A 13,541-nucleotide genomic window follows, 5' to 3' on the forward strand; every position below is an offset into this window, starting at 1 on the left:
AGACGTGTGACGACGAACCCGCGCTTGCACGCAGGTGACGGACGTCGTCTCTCGGGAAAATACCCGTTCGTCCGGTCCCACCGACCGTCCGAAGGACGACTGCGTCAGGCAGGTCTCCTGGCTCACGGGTCACAGCCGGTGCGCGCCGCCTTCCCAGAACCCGGTCTTTTACGACCATCGTCCAGTGGCTTATGACGCGCGGGCTCGCCGCTTACAGTTGCGGGGGCAGCCCAGGTGTTTCACCTGAGTTCCCTATTAATCCCCTTGCGGGGAACCTGTCGCGGGGCCTCGACTAGGCTTTGCCATGCGGAGCGTCAATCCCGATGAGCCTGACCTTCATCCTGGGCGGCGCCCGATCGGGCAAGACCGCCTACGCCCTGGGGCAAGCCGAGAGGCGCTCGCAAGGGCGGCTGACCATGATCGCCACGGCCCAGGCGCTGGACGCCGAGATGGCCGCGCGCATCGCCCGCCATCAGGCCGAGCGGAGCGAGGCCTGGACCACGGTCGAGGCGCCGCTGGACCTGGCCGGGGCGGTGCGGAACCTTGGGCCCGGCGATGTCGCGGTGATCGACTGCCTGACCCTGTGGCTGACCAACCAGATTTTGGCGGAGACCGAGATCGCGCCCGCCGTAGCCGAACTGGTCGAGGCGTTCGCCGCAAGTCCAGCGGCGCTGGTGGTCATCTCCAACGAGGTCGGCCAGGGCATCGTGCCCGACAACGCCCTGGCCCGCCGATTCCGCGACGAAGCCGGCTGGATGCACCAGGCCGTGGCCAGGGCCGCCGACCAGGTGGTCATGGTGATCGCCGGGCTGCCGATGACGCTGAAGGGCTGAGTGGGCCTAGTCATCGAAGGGTGGCCGCGGCGGCCGACCGGGGTGGTGGCGGGGACTGGCCGGCCTGCCGCTGCCGCGGAAGGGTTTAACCTCCGCGGCTGGCCTCGTCAGAGGTCCTGCTTCAACCGCGCGATCATCAGAGCCCCGACCTGTTCGATCGCCGCCGAGACGTCTCGGCGCCAGATCACCGGATCGACCGTCACCTCGTAGGTGCGGGTCTTCTGCATGCCGCCCGCGCCGGCCAGGACGCCGATGGCGCTGCCCAAGGCGTCGCCCATCTTGCTGGCGCCGGTCGTGGTGTCGCTGGCCGAGACCACGCTGTCGGGCATCACCACCGGGCCGGTGAGGGCGTAGCGGAGCCGGTGGCCCAGATCCATGGTGGTCGACTTGGCTTTGGGCGTGAGCACCCACAGCTGAGTGTCGGTGGGCAGCAGGGCGACATTGGCCTTGCTGGTCACCTTGGCGTTCATCGTGCGCATGCCCAGCACGCCGCGGCCGCGGGCCTGGATCTCGGCGAAGTCGACGACCATCCGTACGCCCATGACCCCGGCGTCGAGCTCGCGCATCGCCATCTCCTCGGGGACCTGCGAACCGGTGGTGGTCATGGTATCGCCGAACGCCTTGGCGCGGCCGTCATTGGGGGTGAAGTAGAACTTCATGCCGGGCGGCGAATAGAAGGCGCTGCGGTTGGCCCTGCCGCGAACATAGGGCGTCGGCTTGGCCATGTTCATCAACCGCACCAGCCCCGGACTGCGGGCCTGGGCCTCCGCCAGCGGAATGACCTTGATCCCGGCGGCTTCGAGATCGGCGACGAACTTGGCGTAGTAGGCGTCGGTGATCGCCTGCATGTCCTCGGCCGTGGGACCGTTCAGCGTGTAGCTGACCTGGGATTGCGACAGGCCCGCGCCGGTCGAGGTCGCGCCCGAATTGGTGACGAACTCCACCTGGAAGGACGGGATAACCACCTGGCGAAGACCGCGGGCGGCTTCGCGCTCGTTCTGCCAGATCAGCGAGCCGCCCTGGGTCGAGAGATCGTCCCCGGCCACGAAGGCCACTGGGGCGCTCACCGGCGCGGTCTTCGGCCCAAGATTGATGAGCGGCTTGGCGGCGTGGGCCTGGCCCGTCCCGGCCGAGGCCAGCAGCAGCGCCAGGAACGTCGCGGCCAAGCCGCCCGAAAGTTTCAGCCCCATGTCGTCACCCTCCCCCGAAGGCGCCGGTCATGACGCCGATCCATTGGGACTAGGGGAAGATTAAACCGGCGGATTGGATAAAACGGACGTGGCTCACTCGGCGGCGTGCAACCCCTGGAGCGAGGCGCCGAGCGCCGCCATACGCGCGCGTGCGGCCGGACCCAACAGTTGGTGCGGCAGGGCGAAATAGGCCGAGGGCGACATGCCCATGAACCGGTGGAAGTCGCGCACGAAGTGGGACTGGTCATAGTACCAGGCGTCGATCAGGCTGGCCGATCCCTCCCCCGGATGCTCGCGAAGTTCCTGCAGGGTGCGCAGGAACCGCTGGCGGCGCAGCAGCAGCTTCGGCGCGAACCCGAACATCCGCAGCGACAGGCGGGCTAGGTGGCGCGACGACACCCCCAGCGCCTTGGCCAGCGCCTCGACCGAGCCGATGGCCGGATCGATCAGCAGGTCGTGGGCCCGGGTCAGCAAGCTGTCGGGCGCGCCGCCGGCCGCGGCCAGGGTTAGGAAAAACTCATCGAGGATCGCCACCTGCGCGTCGTCGGAGCCGGCGGCGTTCAAGGCGGCGTAGACCGCCTCGGCGCGGTCGCCGAACACCTGGACCAGCGGCGTCACGCGGTCGGCGAACGCCGCCGCCGGTTCGGTGAAGAACTGCGCCCAGCCCAGCGGCAACAGGCCGATCCCCAGCACGCTCCCGGCCTCGCCGCGTACGGTTCCGGTGACGCTGGTCGGCCCGAACAGCGCCGCCCCGGGCGCCGGGTCATAGGTCGTCCCGTCGAGCTCCATCGCCCAATGACCGCCCAGGACGAACCTGATGTTGGCCCATTCGGGATGCAGCAGATCGGCCACCGCGCCCATCGGGCCGTCCGGCACCTCGACGAAATAATAGGCGGTGATGAAGCGGCGCAGCGCCGGGTCGGGGAGCCGGAAGCGAACCGATGGTGTCGAGGTCTCCAAACCCATTCACGCCCCCGCGCCTGCGCGACGGCTCCCTACCGGAGCCGGCCGCGACCATGGGCAGCATGACCGCCGCGCGAAGCTGCGTCGACCCGTGATACGCGAGCCAGCCCCAGGCGCATGCCCGAGGCCGCGCCCCGCGAGGTCAGGCCTTGCTGCTGACCGGGTGTCGCCAGCCCTGCGGATCGGCGCGTTCACCGCGTTGGATGCCGGTGAGCTGCGCGCGGAGCCGCTCGGTGATGGCGCCGTCGGCGCCCGATCCGATCACGAACTCGCCGCCGGTATGGCGAACCTTGCCGACCGCGGCCACCACGGCGGCGGTTCCGCAGGCGAACACCTCGCGCAGGCGCCCGCTGGCGGCGTCGGCGCGCCATTGATCGAAGGCGTAGGGCGCCTCCTGCACGGTCAGGCCCGCGTCGCGCGCCAGGGCGATGATCGAGTCGCGGGTGATGCCCGGCAGGATCGTGCCCCCCAGCGGCGGCGTCACCAGCACGTCGTCGTCCATGACAAAGAAGATGTTCATGCCGCCCAGCTCCTCGATCCAGCGATGCTCCACCGCGTCGAGGAACACCACCTGGTCGCAGCCATGGCGAACCGCCTCGGCCTGGGCCAGCAGGCTGGCCGCGTAGTTGCCGCCGCACTTGGCGTCGCCGGTCCCGCCGGCCGCCGCGCGGCTGTAGTCGTCGGACACCCAGACGGTCACCGCCGTCGAGCCGCCCTTGAAATAGGCCCCGACCGGGCAGGCGATCACACAGAAGGTGTATTCGGCCGCCGGGCGAACCCCCAGGAAGGCCTCGCTGGCGAACATGAACGGCCGCAGATAGAGGCTGCCCTCGCCGCCCGGAATCCAGTCGGCGTCGATGTCGACCAGGGCCTCCACCGCCTGCAGGAACATCTCGTCAGGCAGGACCGGCATGGCCATCCGCTGCGCCGAGCGCGCGAAGCGCCGGGCGTTCTCCAGCGGGCGGAACAGCGCCACGCCGCCATCCCGCGTGCGATAGGCCTTCATGCCCTCGAAGATTTCCTGGGCGTAGTGCAGCACCGCGGCGGCCGGATCGAGCGAGAAGGCTTCGCGGGCGCGCACCCGCGCGTCGTGCCAGCCCAACTCGGCTGTCCATTGGATGGTCACCATGTGGTCGGTGAACACCTTGCCGAAGCCGGGATTTTCCAACAGGGCGGCGCGGGCGCCCGGCGCTGTGGCGGAGGGATGCGGCAGGATCTTGAGAATGGGTTTGTCCTCCTAGGGCGCCTTCCCCAGTCAGGCCGCCGGAGCGTCTAGGGCAGGAATGATGTTTGCTTGAACCGCTGGCTTTAGCCGGACGCCATGGGCTGCACACCATCTAGACGGATCGCCGCGCGGTTCAACATGACGTTTGAGGCGAAGAGGCCGTCATCGCGCCCTTCAATTTGGCCTGGGACCGGATCTTCCCGGTCCAGGGGGCCGGTGATCGGCGGCGCGTCGTCACGACGGAAGGGCGCTCGCCTAGGGCGCGCGCCGCCTCCAGGCGGTTGTGTCGCCGCCGCCTTATTGTACTACAGCGTGGGCGGCGCCTGACGCCGCCAGGTTCCGTCCAATCGAGGCCGCTTTCGTCGATGCCGCAGTTCACAGTGCGTTACTGGCCGACAAAGAGCGGCGACGTCGCTTCCTATTCCGCGGCTCATTCGAGCGATCCTCAGCGGCCAGTCGTGCTCCTTCTTCACGGCGCGTTGCGGCACTCAGGCGTGCTGACCCATTGGGCAGACCTGCTCGCCGAGCATGCCGATGTCATGCTGATGGATCTGCCAGGCCATGGTCGGAGCACGACGGCCGGCGCCGCCTCGATCAGCGGGATGGCGGCGACCTTGCATGAAGCGATTTGCGCCGGGCTGGCGGGGCGCCGTGTTCTGATAATGGGGGAGTCGCTCGGCGGGACCATCGCCTTGTCGCTTGGCGGCATGGCGGAGCTGGGGCCCATCCGGGCGGTGTTCGCAGCTGATCCTCCCGTCACGACCGGCAAGCTATGGACCGTGGCCAACGCGTTCAGACGCCACATGGGCAACTCGGCGGAGGAGACGTTTGTCGATCGCCTGGGGCGCGAGACCTTCGGCATCACCCCGAACGGGGTCGAGGAGCTGATCTATTACCCCTTGATCGGCGGCCTGCGAGTGCCAACGGTCATCGCAACCGGAGACATCCCGCTGCTGCCGCCACGCCAGCTCTCCGGGGTCACATGTCTCTTCGATCCCGTTGATCAGTTTGTCGCGCGCACACTTTATCCGGGCAAGACCGAGATCGAGTTGATCGCCAACTGCGGCCACCTGCTGCTGGTCGATGCGCCGTCGGCGTGCCTGGACATCGTTCGGCGCATGCTGGCCGAGCATCTCAACGCCCCGGCGCTGTCATGACCAAGGCGGTCCTGGCGAGCCGCCGCTTCGCCATGGCCGAACAACGCGCGTTCGCCGCCATGTCCGGCGACTACAATCCCATGCACCTGGACGTCGCGGCCGCGCGGAGAACCCAGGCCGGCGACGTGGTCGTACATGGCGTGCATGCGCTGCTGTGGGCGTTGGAAGTCCTGGCGGCCGGCGAGCTTGCAGCTAGGCCGATCGCCAGCCTGCGCGCGCAGTTTCACAAGTTCATCTACCTAGACCGCCCCGTCGACTTGCGGCTCGTCGAGCGAACTGCAGCGTCGGTGACCGCCGAACTCGTCGTGGAGGGTCTCGCGGTCACCACCCTGACCGTCGCCATCGGCCCCTCCGAGCCTCCCGCGCCCCTCCCCAGCCTCGAACGGGCCGACACCATCCTCGGAACGACGCCGTTGGAGTCGTCAATCGAGGCGATGAACGGCGCCACCGGCTGGCTAACGCTGCCGGACGGCGCGGACGCGGCCACGAGCCTCTTCCCCACGCTTTGCGTGCTTCTGGAAGATCGCCGCGTCATCGCCCTGGCCCAGACCTCGACGCTCGTGGGGATGGCGTGCCCAGGCCTCCACTCCATCTTCTCCAGCCTGAGCGCGATTGTGACGCAGACGACCGCCGCCCGGCCGGGTCTGGGCTGGAGCGCACGCCTGCCGGACCCACGCTACAAGCGGGTTGAGTTGACCGCGGCGGGAGCTGGTCTTCGCGCCGACATCCGGGCGCTGGTGCGCCCGCCCCCCGTCGATACGCCGTCCGTCGCGACCCTCGCCAGCCAGGTGCAGGCCGGAGAATTCACGGGCCGCCGGGCGCTGGTTATCGGCGGCTCACGCGGCCTGGGCGCGGCCAGCGCAAAGCTTCTGGCGGCCGGCGGGGCCGACGTGGTCCTGACCTACGCGTCGGCGGAGGCCGAGGCCGAGGCGGTGGTCGCCGACATCCGCGCGGTTCGGGGAGCGGAGAGCGCGACCAAGTTGCGCTGTGACGTTTCGGAACCCTTCGACACCGCGGTTTGCGGCCATCTCGCCTGGGCGACCCACGTCTATTATTTCGCAACGCCGCGCATCACCCGCCAAAGCGCGGGCGTGTTCAATCCCGAGATCTTCGCCGACTTCACCAAGACCTTCGTCGAACGCTTCAACGCGCTCTGCGTCCTGGCCGCCAATATCGCGGGCGATAGGGATCTGAACGTTCTCGTCCCCTCGTCGGAGGCGATAACGGCGCGCCCGAAGGGCATGACCGAGTACGCCATGAGCAAGGCCGCGGCCGAGCTGCTCTGCGCCGATCTGCGTCGGGCCTATCCGAGAATGGCGATCTCAACGCCGCGCCTGCCGCGCGTCCTGACAGACCAGACGGCCGTGGCGATCCCGGTACGCGCCCTGGACGCGGCGGCGGCCATGCTGCCCTTGCTGCGGGACGAGCGCCCGGCTTGATCAGACCCCGACGAGACCGATGGAATAGTCGCGCCACTGCTCGGGGATGTGGCGGTTGGAGATGTTCAGGATCTTGGGCTGGCGACCGCCGAGATTCAGCAGGCCGATACGGTCTGGGCGCGGCGTTCCGACAATGACCGAGGTCGAGGCACCGAGCCGTCCCAACACCGCATTGCAGCGTTGCTCGTCCGCCTCGACGGTGTCGGGGTGGATAAGCAGGACGAGCTTGGCGAAGCTATGCCCGTTCAGGACAGCGAACTCGTCGCTCGACTTCAGATGCACGTCCAGCCGACCATAGAAGTCCAGCACCTGTTGGCCCACCTGGACATTCGCCGGGGTGTCGGTGAAGGCCAGGCATCCGGCGACGATCTGCGGCGGCATGGCCACCGGCAAGAACGCCTCGCGGACATTGACCATCAAATAGGACTGATCGTGCGCCCGGACGCTCAGCGAAATGAGTAGGTCGGCCATCAGATTGCCGAGATGCGAGGCGGCGACCTTGTTCGACTGGAAGGCGTTCCGCGGGGTGACGCTCGGTTCGCACCAGATGCGCGTCTTCTCGGTGGCCTCGACCATCGTCTCGAAGACGTGACTCCACTGGTAATCGGCGCCGGGGGTGATCGCCTCGCTCAGCAGGCCGCCCTCTTTCAGAAGCTCCATGAACCGCTTGGTGCAGGCCAGCGAGAAATGGATATCGCCCGGATAGGCGTTCGCGCCGTAGTCGACCCGCAGATGCCCCGTCACGGGGTCGACCAACTCGTCCCACCAATCGAGGAACAGGACGCCCGCCTCCTCGCAGATTGCTTTCAGCCGCACGTTCAAGTGACGGCAGAGTTGGTTCATATGATCGTTGAACGTCGGCGTAAGGCCAAGCAGCATGGATCGGCCGGCGACCATCGCCTTGGCGTCGGCGAGGATGCCCCGATGGCGCTCGGCGACCGCATCCATCTGCGCATAGTCTTCTGCGGTCGCCCCGTCGGGTCGCAGCCCCCCGTCCTTCTGAAGCTGCACGACATAATAGTAGGGGTCGCTGCCGGCGATCAGCATGGTGTCGCGGCTTAGATCGACCCGCTTGAGGTTCTCAAAGAACTTCCGGCGAGTGACCACCTCCTGCTCGTCATTGAGCAGGAGCATGGTCGGGCCCATGCCGATGAATAGCGGGAAGAACGCCGGGTCGCCACCGAAGCTGCGCACATAGCTGCTGCCGACGATATTGATGAACTCGCCGCATGCGCGCCGATGCGCGACGGGCACGGGCGGCCCCAGGGCGCTCAGGTGCGAACGGAAGAACGCGCCCAGCCGAAAAGCCATGTCCTTCTGAAGCGGCGGCATGCCGTGAGCCTGGAAGTCCTGCCGGATGCGCTCAACGATCCACTCGCCGGGCCGCACGGCGACGCAGTGCTTGAGGCTCTCGATCGTTTCAGGAATCTGGTTGCGCCGTATCGCCAGCAGCGCCTTGACCAGATGCGCTTCGGCGGCGAACGGGTTGCCGGCGATCACACGGTTCGCCGCGGCGATGGCGTCGTCCGGCTTGCCCGATCGATAGGCCGTTTGCGCTGCTGTCGCCGATTCCAATTCTATGCGCACCAACTCAGCTCCCACTGGCCGTGGACGGGGTCCGCAGGGCCAGCCATTCGGGTCGACGGATGTCGGTCGCGGTCACATCGACATGCCACAGCTCCGCGCCGTCGCGCGCTTCAAGTCGGGTGAACCCCGCCTGTTCGTAGATGCCGCGAGCCGGCGCATTCTTCGCGGTCGGAATGTACCAGCCGCGCAGCGTGGTCTGTCCTCCCGCCCGAGCGGTCGCCGCCAGGAAAGACAGGAAGGCCGTCTCGATCTGACGGCCGATGACCCGGCAGCTGAGCAGCAGGGCGTCGACCTCGCAGATCTCATCGCCCGAATGGGTCAGCGCCACGCCGACAATGCCGTTGTCGCCAAAACGGTCCGAGGCGCGCAGCACGTAGCCGTTCCAGCCCGGCGTCGCCAATCGCTCGGCAAGCTGGGCTTCGCTGAAGCGGCGGGTGGTCAGGTTGAGTTGGTTGGTCTTCTGAGTGAGCTGAGCCGCACGCCCCAGCGACATCGCGTCGATGGGGGTGATCTCGGCCTGGACCTCGAGCGAGGCGAGGAAGTCCTCGACGCTCTCAGCGCTCGTCTCGACTTCCCGGCGCGCGCGTTGCTCGACGTAGTACCGCGTCCGTTCCGCATCCTCGGCGGAGGTCTGCAGCCTTTCCAGAGCGGGCAGGTCACGCAAGACGCCGGCGTAGGTCGACGGGTCGCGCCCCAGCTCCGGCACGATCACCTCGGGCAAACTGCGGCGGACCGCGTCGCGCTCGACCGGGTTATCATCCAGGAAGACGAAGGACTCCAAACCCAGGTTCAGCTCCGCCGCCATGGATGCGAGGTTCGTGGATTTGGCGTCCCAATTCACTCGCATGGCGGCGAAGTGCTCGCGCCGCAGAAGCATGTCGGGGTGTTCGTTGAGCACCTGCATCGCGTCATCGAGATTGTTCTTGCTGGCGATCGCCAGGATCACGCCTCGGCGCGCGACATCGAGGATCGCCCGCTGCAGATCCTTGTGGAAGACGCCGGGGTGTTCGTCGCTCAACGCGATCCCGGTCATCCCGTCCTCGCCGATGGTGCCGCCCCACAGGGTGTTGTCGAGATCCAGTACTAGGACCTTAGCCTGTGGAAGAGCAAGCATGCTGAGGTGTCGCCACCACTCCGCCGCCAGCCAACCCAGGGCTTCGACCGACAACGGCAGCTTGGCGGCGGCCCATTTCTTTGCGCTGTAGAATCGTTCCCGGCCATGGCGGGCCTGCAGCGCGTCGAAGTCCAACAGGTGCACGTCGGGCAGCCCCGCCAGCCGCTCGCGCAATGCACGGTTGGCGGCGGCGATCGCCTCGGCCTGGGTCAAGCGGCGACGTTGCCCGAGCAAGCCGTCGTTGGGGTGCAACGGCGGTTCTAGTCCGTGAACGATGATATGGGCGGACGTCCGGCCACGTAGCGCCTCCACGAGTTTTCCGAGGCGCGCGGCGGCGGCCGTCACTTCCTCGGCGACCGTATCGTCGCTCAGGCCGGCGAAGTCGAACCATAGGCTCGGGGAGATATCGCGGGTCTGGACCGCCATCACGACGGTGTCAGGATTGTGGGCGTAGAGGCCGCTTTGCGGGCTCAGGATCTCCTGGCCGTAGGCGTTGAACTCGCCGACCCAGGGGACGAGGCGGCACCCGGCGAGCGCGGCGGTCGCCTGCAGCAGCGGCAGAACCGGCTCGACGGTGTAGGAGCGCAGGAACGCCACACGATGCTCGACCACGCGATCAGCGGGCCAGAACTGCTCCAAGCGAGCGAGCAGATAGCGCGCGACCGAGCTGTTCGAGTTGTCGCGCCAGTACGCGGTCGCCAGGCGCCGGGCGCCGGGCCGATCCTCCGCCTTCAGGGCGGCGTCGATAGCGGCTCGTGGATCAGCCGGCGGTGCGACCTGGTCGCTCATTTCGCGATGATCAGACATGAGACGGTGGCCTTCTGGCGTTCGGCCTCCGCGACGCTGTAGCCGGTCATAGGGGCCAATTGCAGGTCGACCACCTCAAGGCCGGCGGCCTCGACCAGCGCGCGCGCGTCTTGCGCCGTGCGGAGCAGGTAGATGTGGTCGGGGGCGGGGCTGTTGAGCGGCACGTTGATGAAGATCAGCCCTTCGGGCGCCAAGCGCCTCCGAAGAGAGACTAACGCCTCACGGGGTTGCTCAAGATGCTCCAGCACCTCGCTCACGGCGATCCCGTCGAAGAGTTCGCCATCGACGGCGGCGGACGCCAGGACATCTCGCTGCTCGAGGGCGACCCCGTGGGCCGACCCAAGGGCCTCCAGCGCCAAGGCGGTTTGGCGCAGGCTCTCTTCACTGACATCCCAGCCCCGGGCCTGCGCGCAGGCTTGTTGTTCAGCGGCGACCGACAGGAAGAGCCCGTGCCCCGGCCCCACCTCCAGGTAGCTGAAACCCTCGCGCAACCGCGACAGGAAGTTCGTGCGGAAGAACAGGAAGGCGGCGCTATGATTTCGCCAAAGCGCCTGGGAGCAGAGCAGCCCTTCCATGTATTGCTTCATGTAAGGCCGGTTTGAATAGACCAGCCTGTCAGCGTCGGCGAACGTCGAAAGTCGATAGGCGTCGTGCTTCTTGAAGTACAAGGTTTCCTTCGTAAGCTCGCCGCACATCCAGCGATAGCTTTGGACGACTTCAGCCATTCGATCTCCGGCAAGAACGGTGATCCGTCGCGCCAGATCGTCGACCATCGCAAGCTCCTGGCTTCCGTAGTCCGAAAGGCTGTTGCGCAGAAATCGCTCGTGCTGCGGCCAGGCGCCGATCACGGCGGCCATCAACGCATCCAGATGTCCGTATCCTGTGGCTTCCATACCGGGTTCAGCGGGCCAGCGTCTTAACGACCGGCCTGCGTTTCCTTGATAATGCCCAGAATTGCGGGAACGCTCATCATGTCTTCAAGACGGTCGGGGGAAATTTCGATATCGGCTTGTTGCTCGATCGCGAGGATCAGATCGAGAAGACGCAGAGAGTCCCAAGCCTCAAGAGTGTCAGGCGTGGAGTCGATGGTGATTTTTTCCGCATCGCACTCGAATACGTCAGCCATCAGCTGGCGAAGCTCGTTAAATTCCAAGGCTAATGTCCCACCGTTTCAGCGCCCGCAAGGCCGCCTCGTATCGCCCAAAATCGGGCGACGGTCGAGTTGCTTTATCCCGTCCGGACGGGCCTTTTCCAGCGCGGCGCAACATGTCGCGGGAAGCTAGTCATCTGGCCTGGAGAACCACCAGGTCCGCTTCTGGCCGAAGGCGGTCCCCCGGATCCACACGGGAACAGCGCCCCCAAAGAGAACTTCGCGAAGCAGCCTATATTTTCCAAGAGGCATTGGAGCGGGCGATGGGATTCGAACCCACGACATTCAGCTTGGGAAGCTGACGCTCTACCCCTGAGCTACGCCCGCATGCGCCCTAGGGCGACAGGGCCTGTGGAGTCAGAGACCGACGGGGTCGGGCTCTCCAGGCCTAGTAGCGGGTCATTAGCTGGTCTGGACTGGCCGCTCAAGGCCCCGTCGGCGAGTCGGCCTATCAACGAACGGCCAATGTCGGCTACACCACGCCCTAGGGTCGAGTTGCACTGCAACACGGGCGGTTCTTAACCACAACCTGCCCGTTTAGAGATATTTTACATTTCGCGTTTCCCCCAATGCGAGAACATGGTTGCACGAACAATAAGGCGCAGCTTAATTGCAACTTCCAAACGGCGCACTCCAGGTCACTAGGCTTGAGATCAGGCTGCGGCGCATCCAAACTGGAGTGAGACATGAAGAAGCTAATCGCCGGAGCCGCCGTGGCGGCTTCGATCCTGGTGGCCGGTTCGGCCGCCAACGCCGCGACGGTTGTCAACGGCAGCTTTGAAGACGGCGTCAACCCGGGCGTCTTCACCACCCTGGGTAACAACAGCACGGCCGTCGACGGCTGGCTGGTTCGCGGCGCCGGCGTCGACTACGTCGGTTCCTACTGGCAGGCCAAGGGCGGCGTTCGCAGCATCGACCTGTCGGCGCTGCTGGGCGGCACCATCCAACAGACCATCGCGGTCACGGTCGGCAAGACCTACAAGGTCAGCTTCTGGCTGGCCGGCAACCCGGACGGCGGCCTCGGCAACAAGCTGGTGGCCACCTCGGTGAGCGGCGACCAAACCAACGACTTCGAGTTCCTGGTCGGCGCGGGCAACACCCACAGCGACATGGGCTGGAAGGAATACAGCTACACCTTCACCGCTTATGACCCCACGGCGACCTTGGCCTTCAACTCGAAGACCAACACCCCGTACGGCCCCGCGCTCGACAATGTGAGCATCTCGGCGGTTCCGGAACCGGCGACCTGGGCGATGATGATCATCGGCTTCTCGAGCGCTGGCGTGGCGATCCGTCGCCGCCGTCGCGAAACCTCGGCGACCTTCGCCTAGGACTTGATACCGACCTGACGATCGGGCCCGCCAGCATCGCTGGCGGGCCCTTTTGTTTTGCGGCTCGCGTTGACCTCCCCCGGCCTTGCCCGCACGATGCTCGAAACAAATGTTTGAGGGAGGCCGCCATGGCCGACGGCGAAGTTCAGTCGCAGGCGCAATTCACCGCCATGACCGACGGCACCCAGGAAGACTGGATGGCCATCGTGCGGGCCGCCGGCCCGTTCAACCGCGAACTGCCCGACCGGCTGCTCAGCCATCTGAAGATGCTGGGCGGCGATTTCGGCGGCTATCCCGTCGACCGGCTGGAGCACTCGCTGCAGACCGCCACGCGGGCGTTCAAGGACGGCAAGGACGAGGAATACGTGGTCTGCGCGCTGATGCACGACGTCGGCGACCTGCTCGGCCCGTCCAACCACGCCGAGATCGGCGCGATCATCATGAAGCCGTACGTCTCAGAGCGGAACTTCTGGATGATGGACAAGCACGGGATCTTCCAGGGGTACTATTTCTTCCACCACCTGGGCCTGGACCGCGACATGCGCGATCAGTTCCGCGACCATCCGGACTTCGAATACACCGCCCAGTTCTGCCACCTGTACGACCAGAACAGCTTCGACCCGGCCTATGAGTCGATGCCGCTGGAGGCCTTCGAGCCGATGCTGCGCCGAGTGCTCGCCGCACCGAAGCGGTCGATCTACAAGCGCGAGGCGGCTTAGGGGCTCCCCCTCACCTGCTCGTCATG

General features: G+C 66.6%; 12 protein-coding genes, 1 tRNA gene and 1 riboswitch. Of the genes, 5 read left to right on the forward strand and 8 right to left on the reverse strand.

All coding sequences use genetic code 11. The features are described 5' to 3' along the window. Positions 1 to 89 precede the first annotated feature (89 nt). Positions 90 to 294: riboswitch (cobalamin riboswitch) on the reverse strand. 29 nt (positions 295 to 323) lie between these two features. Beyond that, positions 324 to 833, forward strand: coding sequence for a bifunctional adenosylcobinamide kinase/adenosylcobinamide-phosphate guanylyltransferase (cobU, locus tag ASE02_RS15105; protein ID WP_056735370.1), 510 nt, complete (start codon positions 324 to 326; stop codon positions 831 to 833). A gap of 107 nt (positions 834 to 940) precedes the next feature. Here the strand turns inward: cobU and ASE02_RS15110 are convergent, their stop codons facing one another. From ASE02_RS15110 to ASE02_RS15120, 3 genes are all read right to left on the reverse strand, one after another. Continuing rightward, complete coding sequence (locus ASE02_RS15110; protein WP_056735371.1) at positions 941 to 2,023, reverse strand: hypothetical protein; 1,083 nt, start codon at positions 2,021 to 2,023, stop codon at positions 941 to 943. Positions 2,024 to 2,116: 93 nt separating this feature from the next. Beyond that, positions 2,117 to 2,989 carry a helix-turn-helix domain-containing protein gene (locus tag ASE02_RS15115; RefSeq protein ID WP_056735372.1) on the reverse strand — a complete coding sequence of 291 codons (873 nt, stop codon included), beginning with the start codon at positions 2,987 to 2,989 and terminating at the stop codon, positions 2,117 to 2,119. 139 nt (positions 2,990 to 3,128) lie between these two features. Then, positions 3,129 to 4,211, reverse strand: a complete 1,083-nt coding sequence (locus ASE02_RS15120) for a branched-chain amino acid aminotransferase (protein WP_056735373.1) — start codon at positions 4,209 to 4,211, stop codon at positions 3,129 to 3,131. Between the two features lie 365 nt (positions 4,212 to 4,576). On the opposite strand from ASE02_RS15120, the gene ASE02_RS15125 reads away from it, so the two are divergent. Beyond that, a complete protein-coding gene (locus tag ASE02_RS15125; protein WP_082602120.1) occupies positions 4,577 to 5,368 on the forward strand; it encodes an alpha/beta fold hydrolase in 792 nt (263 codons plus the stop codon). After that, the gene (locus tag ASE02_RS15130) at positions 5,365 to 6,807 is read left to right on the forward strand and encodes an SDR family NAD(P)-dependent oxidoreductase (RefSeq protein WP_056735375.1); all 1,443 of its coding nucleotides are present in this window, start codon (positions 5,365 to 5,367) and stop codon (positions 6,805 to 6,807) included. The genes ASE02_RS15125 and ASE02_RS15130 overlap by 4 nt, the downstream gene beginning before the upstream one ends. Here ASE02_RS15130 and ASE02_RS15135 read toward each other — a convergent pair whose 3' ends face one another. The 5 genes from ASE02_RS15135 to ASE02_RS15155 form a co-directional block, all read right to left on the reverse strand. Then, positions 6,808 to 8,394 carry a M48 family metallopeptidase gene (locus ASE02_RS15135; protein ID WP_156406081.1) on the reverse strand — a complete coding sequence of 529 codons (1,587 nt, stop codon included), beginning with the start codon at positions 8,392 to 8,394 and terminating at the stop codon, positions 6,808 to 6,810. 4 nt (positions 8,395 to 8,398) lie between these two features. Further along, entirely contained in the window at positions 8,399 to 10,297 is a 1,899-nt protein-coding gene (locus tag ASE02_RS15140; RefSeq protein ID WP_056735377.1) for an HAD family hydrolase, read from the reverse strand. Next, complete coding sequence (locus tag ASE02_RS15145) at positions 10,294 to 11,172, reverse strand: bifunctional 2-polyprenyl-6-hydroxyphenol methylase/3-demethylubiquinol 3-O-methyltransferase UbiG (RefSeq protein WP_056735378.1); 879 nt, start codon at positions 11,170 to 11,172, stop codon at positions 10,294 to 10,296. The genes ASE02_RS15140 and ASE02_RS15145 overlap by 4 nt, the downstream gene beginning before the upstream one ends. A gap of 59 nt (positions 11,173 to 11,231) precedes the next feature. Continuing rightward, entirely contained in the window at positions 11,232 to 11,468 is a 237-nt protein-coding gene (locus tag ASE02_RS15150) for an acyl carrier protein (RefSeq protein ID WP_056735379.1), read from the reverse strand. 249 nt (positions 11,469 to 11,717) lie between these two features. Next, positions 11,718 to 11,792: transfer RNA gene (locus ASE02_RS15155), tRNA-Gly, on the reverse strand. Positions 11,793 to 12,151: 359 nt separating this feature from the next. On the opposite strand from ASE02_RS15155, the gene ASE02_RS22685 reads away from it, so the two are divergent. Both ASE02_RS22685 and ASE02_RS15165 read left to right on the forward strand, forming a co-directional pair. Further along, the gene (locus ASE02_RS22685; RefSeq protein ID WP_056735380.1) at positions 12,152 to 12,796 is read left to right on the forward strand and encodes a choice-of-anchor C family PEP-CTERM protein; all 645 of its coding nucleotides are present in this window, start codon (positions 12,152 to 12,154) and stop codon (positions 12,794 to 12,796) included. 128 nt (positions 12,797 to 12,924) lie between these two features. Beyond that, positions 12,925 to 13,515 carry an HD domain-containing protein gene (locus ASE02_RS15165; protein ID WP_056735381.1) on the forward strand — a complete coding sequence of 197 codons (591 nt, stop codon included), beginning with the start codon at positions 12,925 to 12,927 and terminating at the stop codon, positions 13,513 to 13,515. Positions 13,516 to 13,541 lie beyond the last annotated feature (26 nt).

Origin of the sequence: Phenylobacterium sp. Root700, from assembly GCF_001429025.1 — a bacterium.
Taxonomy (GTDB): Bacteria; Pseudomonadota; Alphaproteobacteria; order Caulobacterales; family Caulobacteraceae; genus Phenylobacterium.

What these genes read in the sequence shown, in the direction of transcription:
- ASE02_RS15130 (WP_056735375.1), top strand. Translation starts at nt 5,365, where the DNA reads ATGACCAAGGCGGTCCTGGCGAGCCGCCGCTTCGCCATGGCCGAACAA.
- ASE02_RS15165 (WP_056735381.1), top strand. Translation starts at nt 12,925, where the DNA reads ATGGCCGACGGCGAAGTTCAGTCGCAGGCGCAATTCACCGCCATGACC.
- ASE02_RS15115 (WP_056735372.1), bottom strand. Translation starts at nt 2,989, where the DNA reads ATGGGTTTGGAGACCTCGACACCATCGGTTCGCTTCCGGCTCCCCGAC.
- cobU (WP_056735370.1), top strand. Translation starts at nt 324, where the DNA reads ATGAGCCTGACCTTCATCCTGGGCGGCGCCCGATCGGGCAAGACCGCC.
- ASE02_RS15140 (WP_056735377.1), bottom strand. Translation starts at nt 10,297, where the DNA reads ATGAGCGACCAGGTCGCACCGCCGGCTGATCCACGAGCCGCTATCGAC.
- ASE02_RS15145 (WP_056735378.1), bottom strand. Translation starts at nt 11,172, where the DNA reads ATGGCCGCCGTGATCGGCGCCTGGCCGCAGCACGAGCGATTTCTGCGC.
- ASE02_RS15110 (WP_056735371.1), bottom strand. Translation starts at nt 2,023, where the DNA reads ATGGGGCTGAAACTTTCGGGCGGCTTGGCCGCGACGTTCCTGGCGCTG.
- ASE02_RS22685 (WP_056735380.1), top strand. Translation starts at nt 12,152, where the DNA reads ATGAAGAAGCTAATCGCCGGAGCCGCCGTGGCGGCTTCGATCCTGGTG.
- ASE02_RS15125 (WP_082602120.1), top strand. Translation starts at nt 4,577, where the DNA reads ATGCCGCAGTTCACAGTGCGTTACTGGCCGACAAAGAGCGGCGACGTC.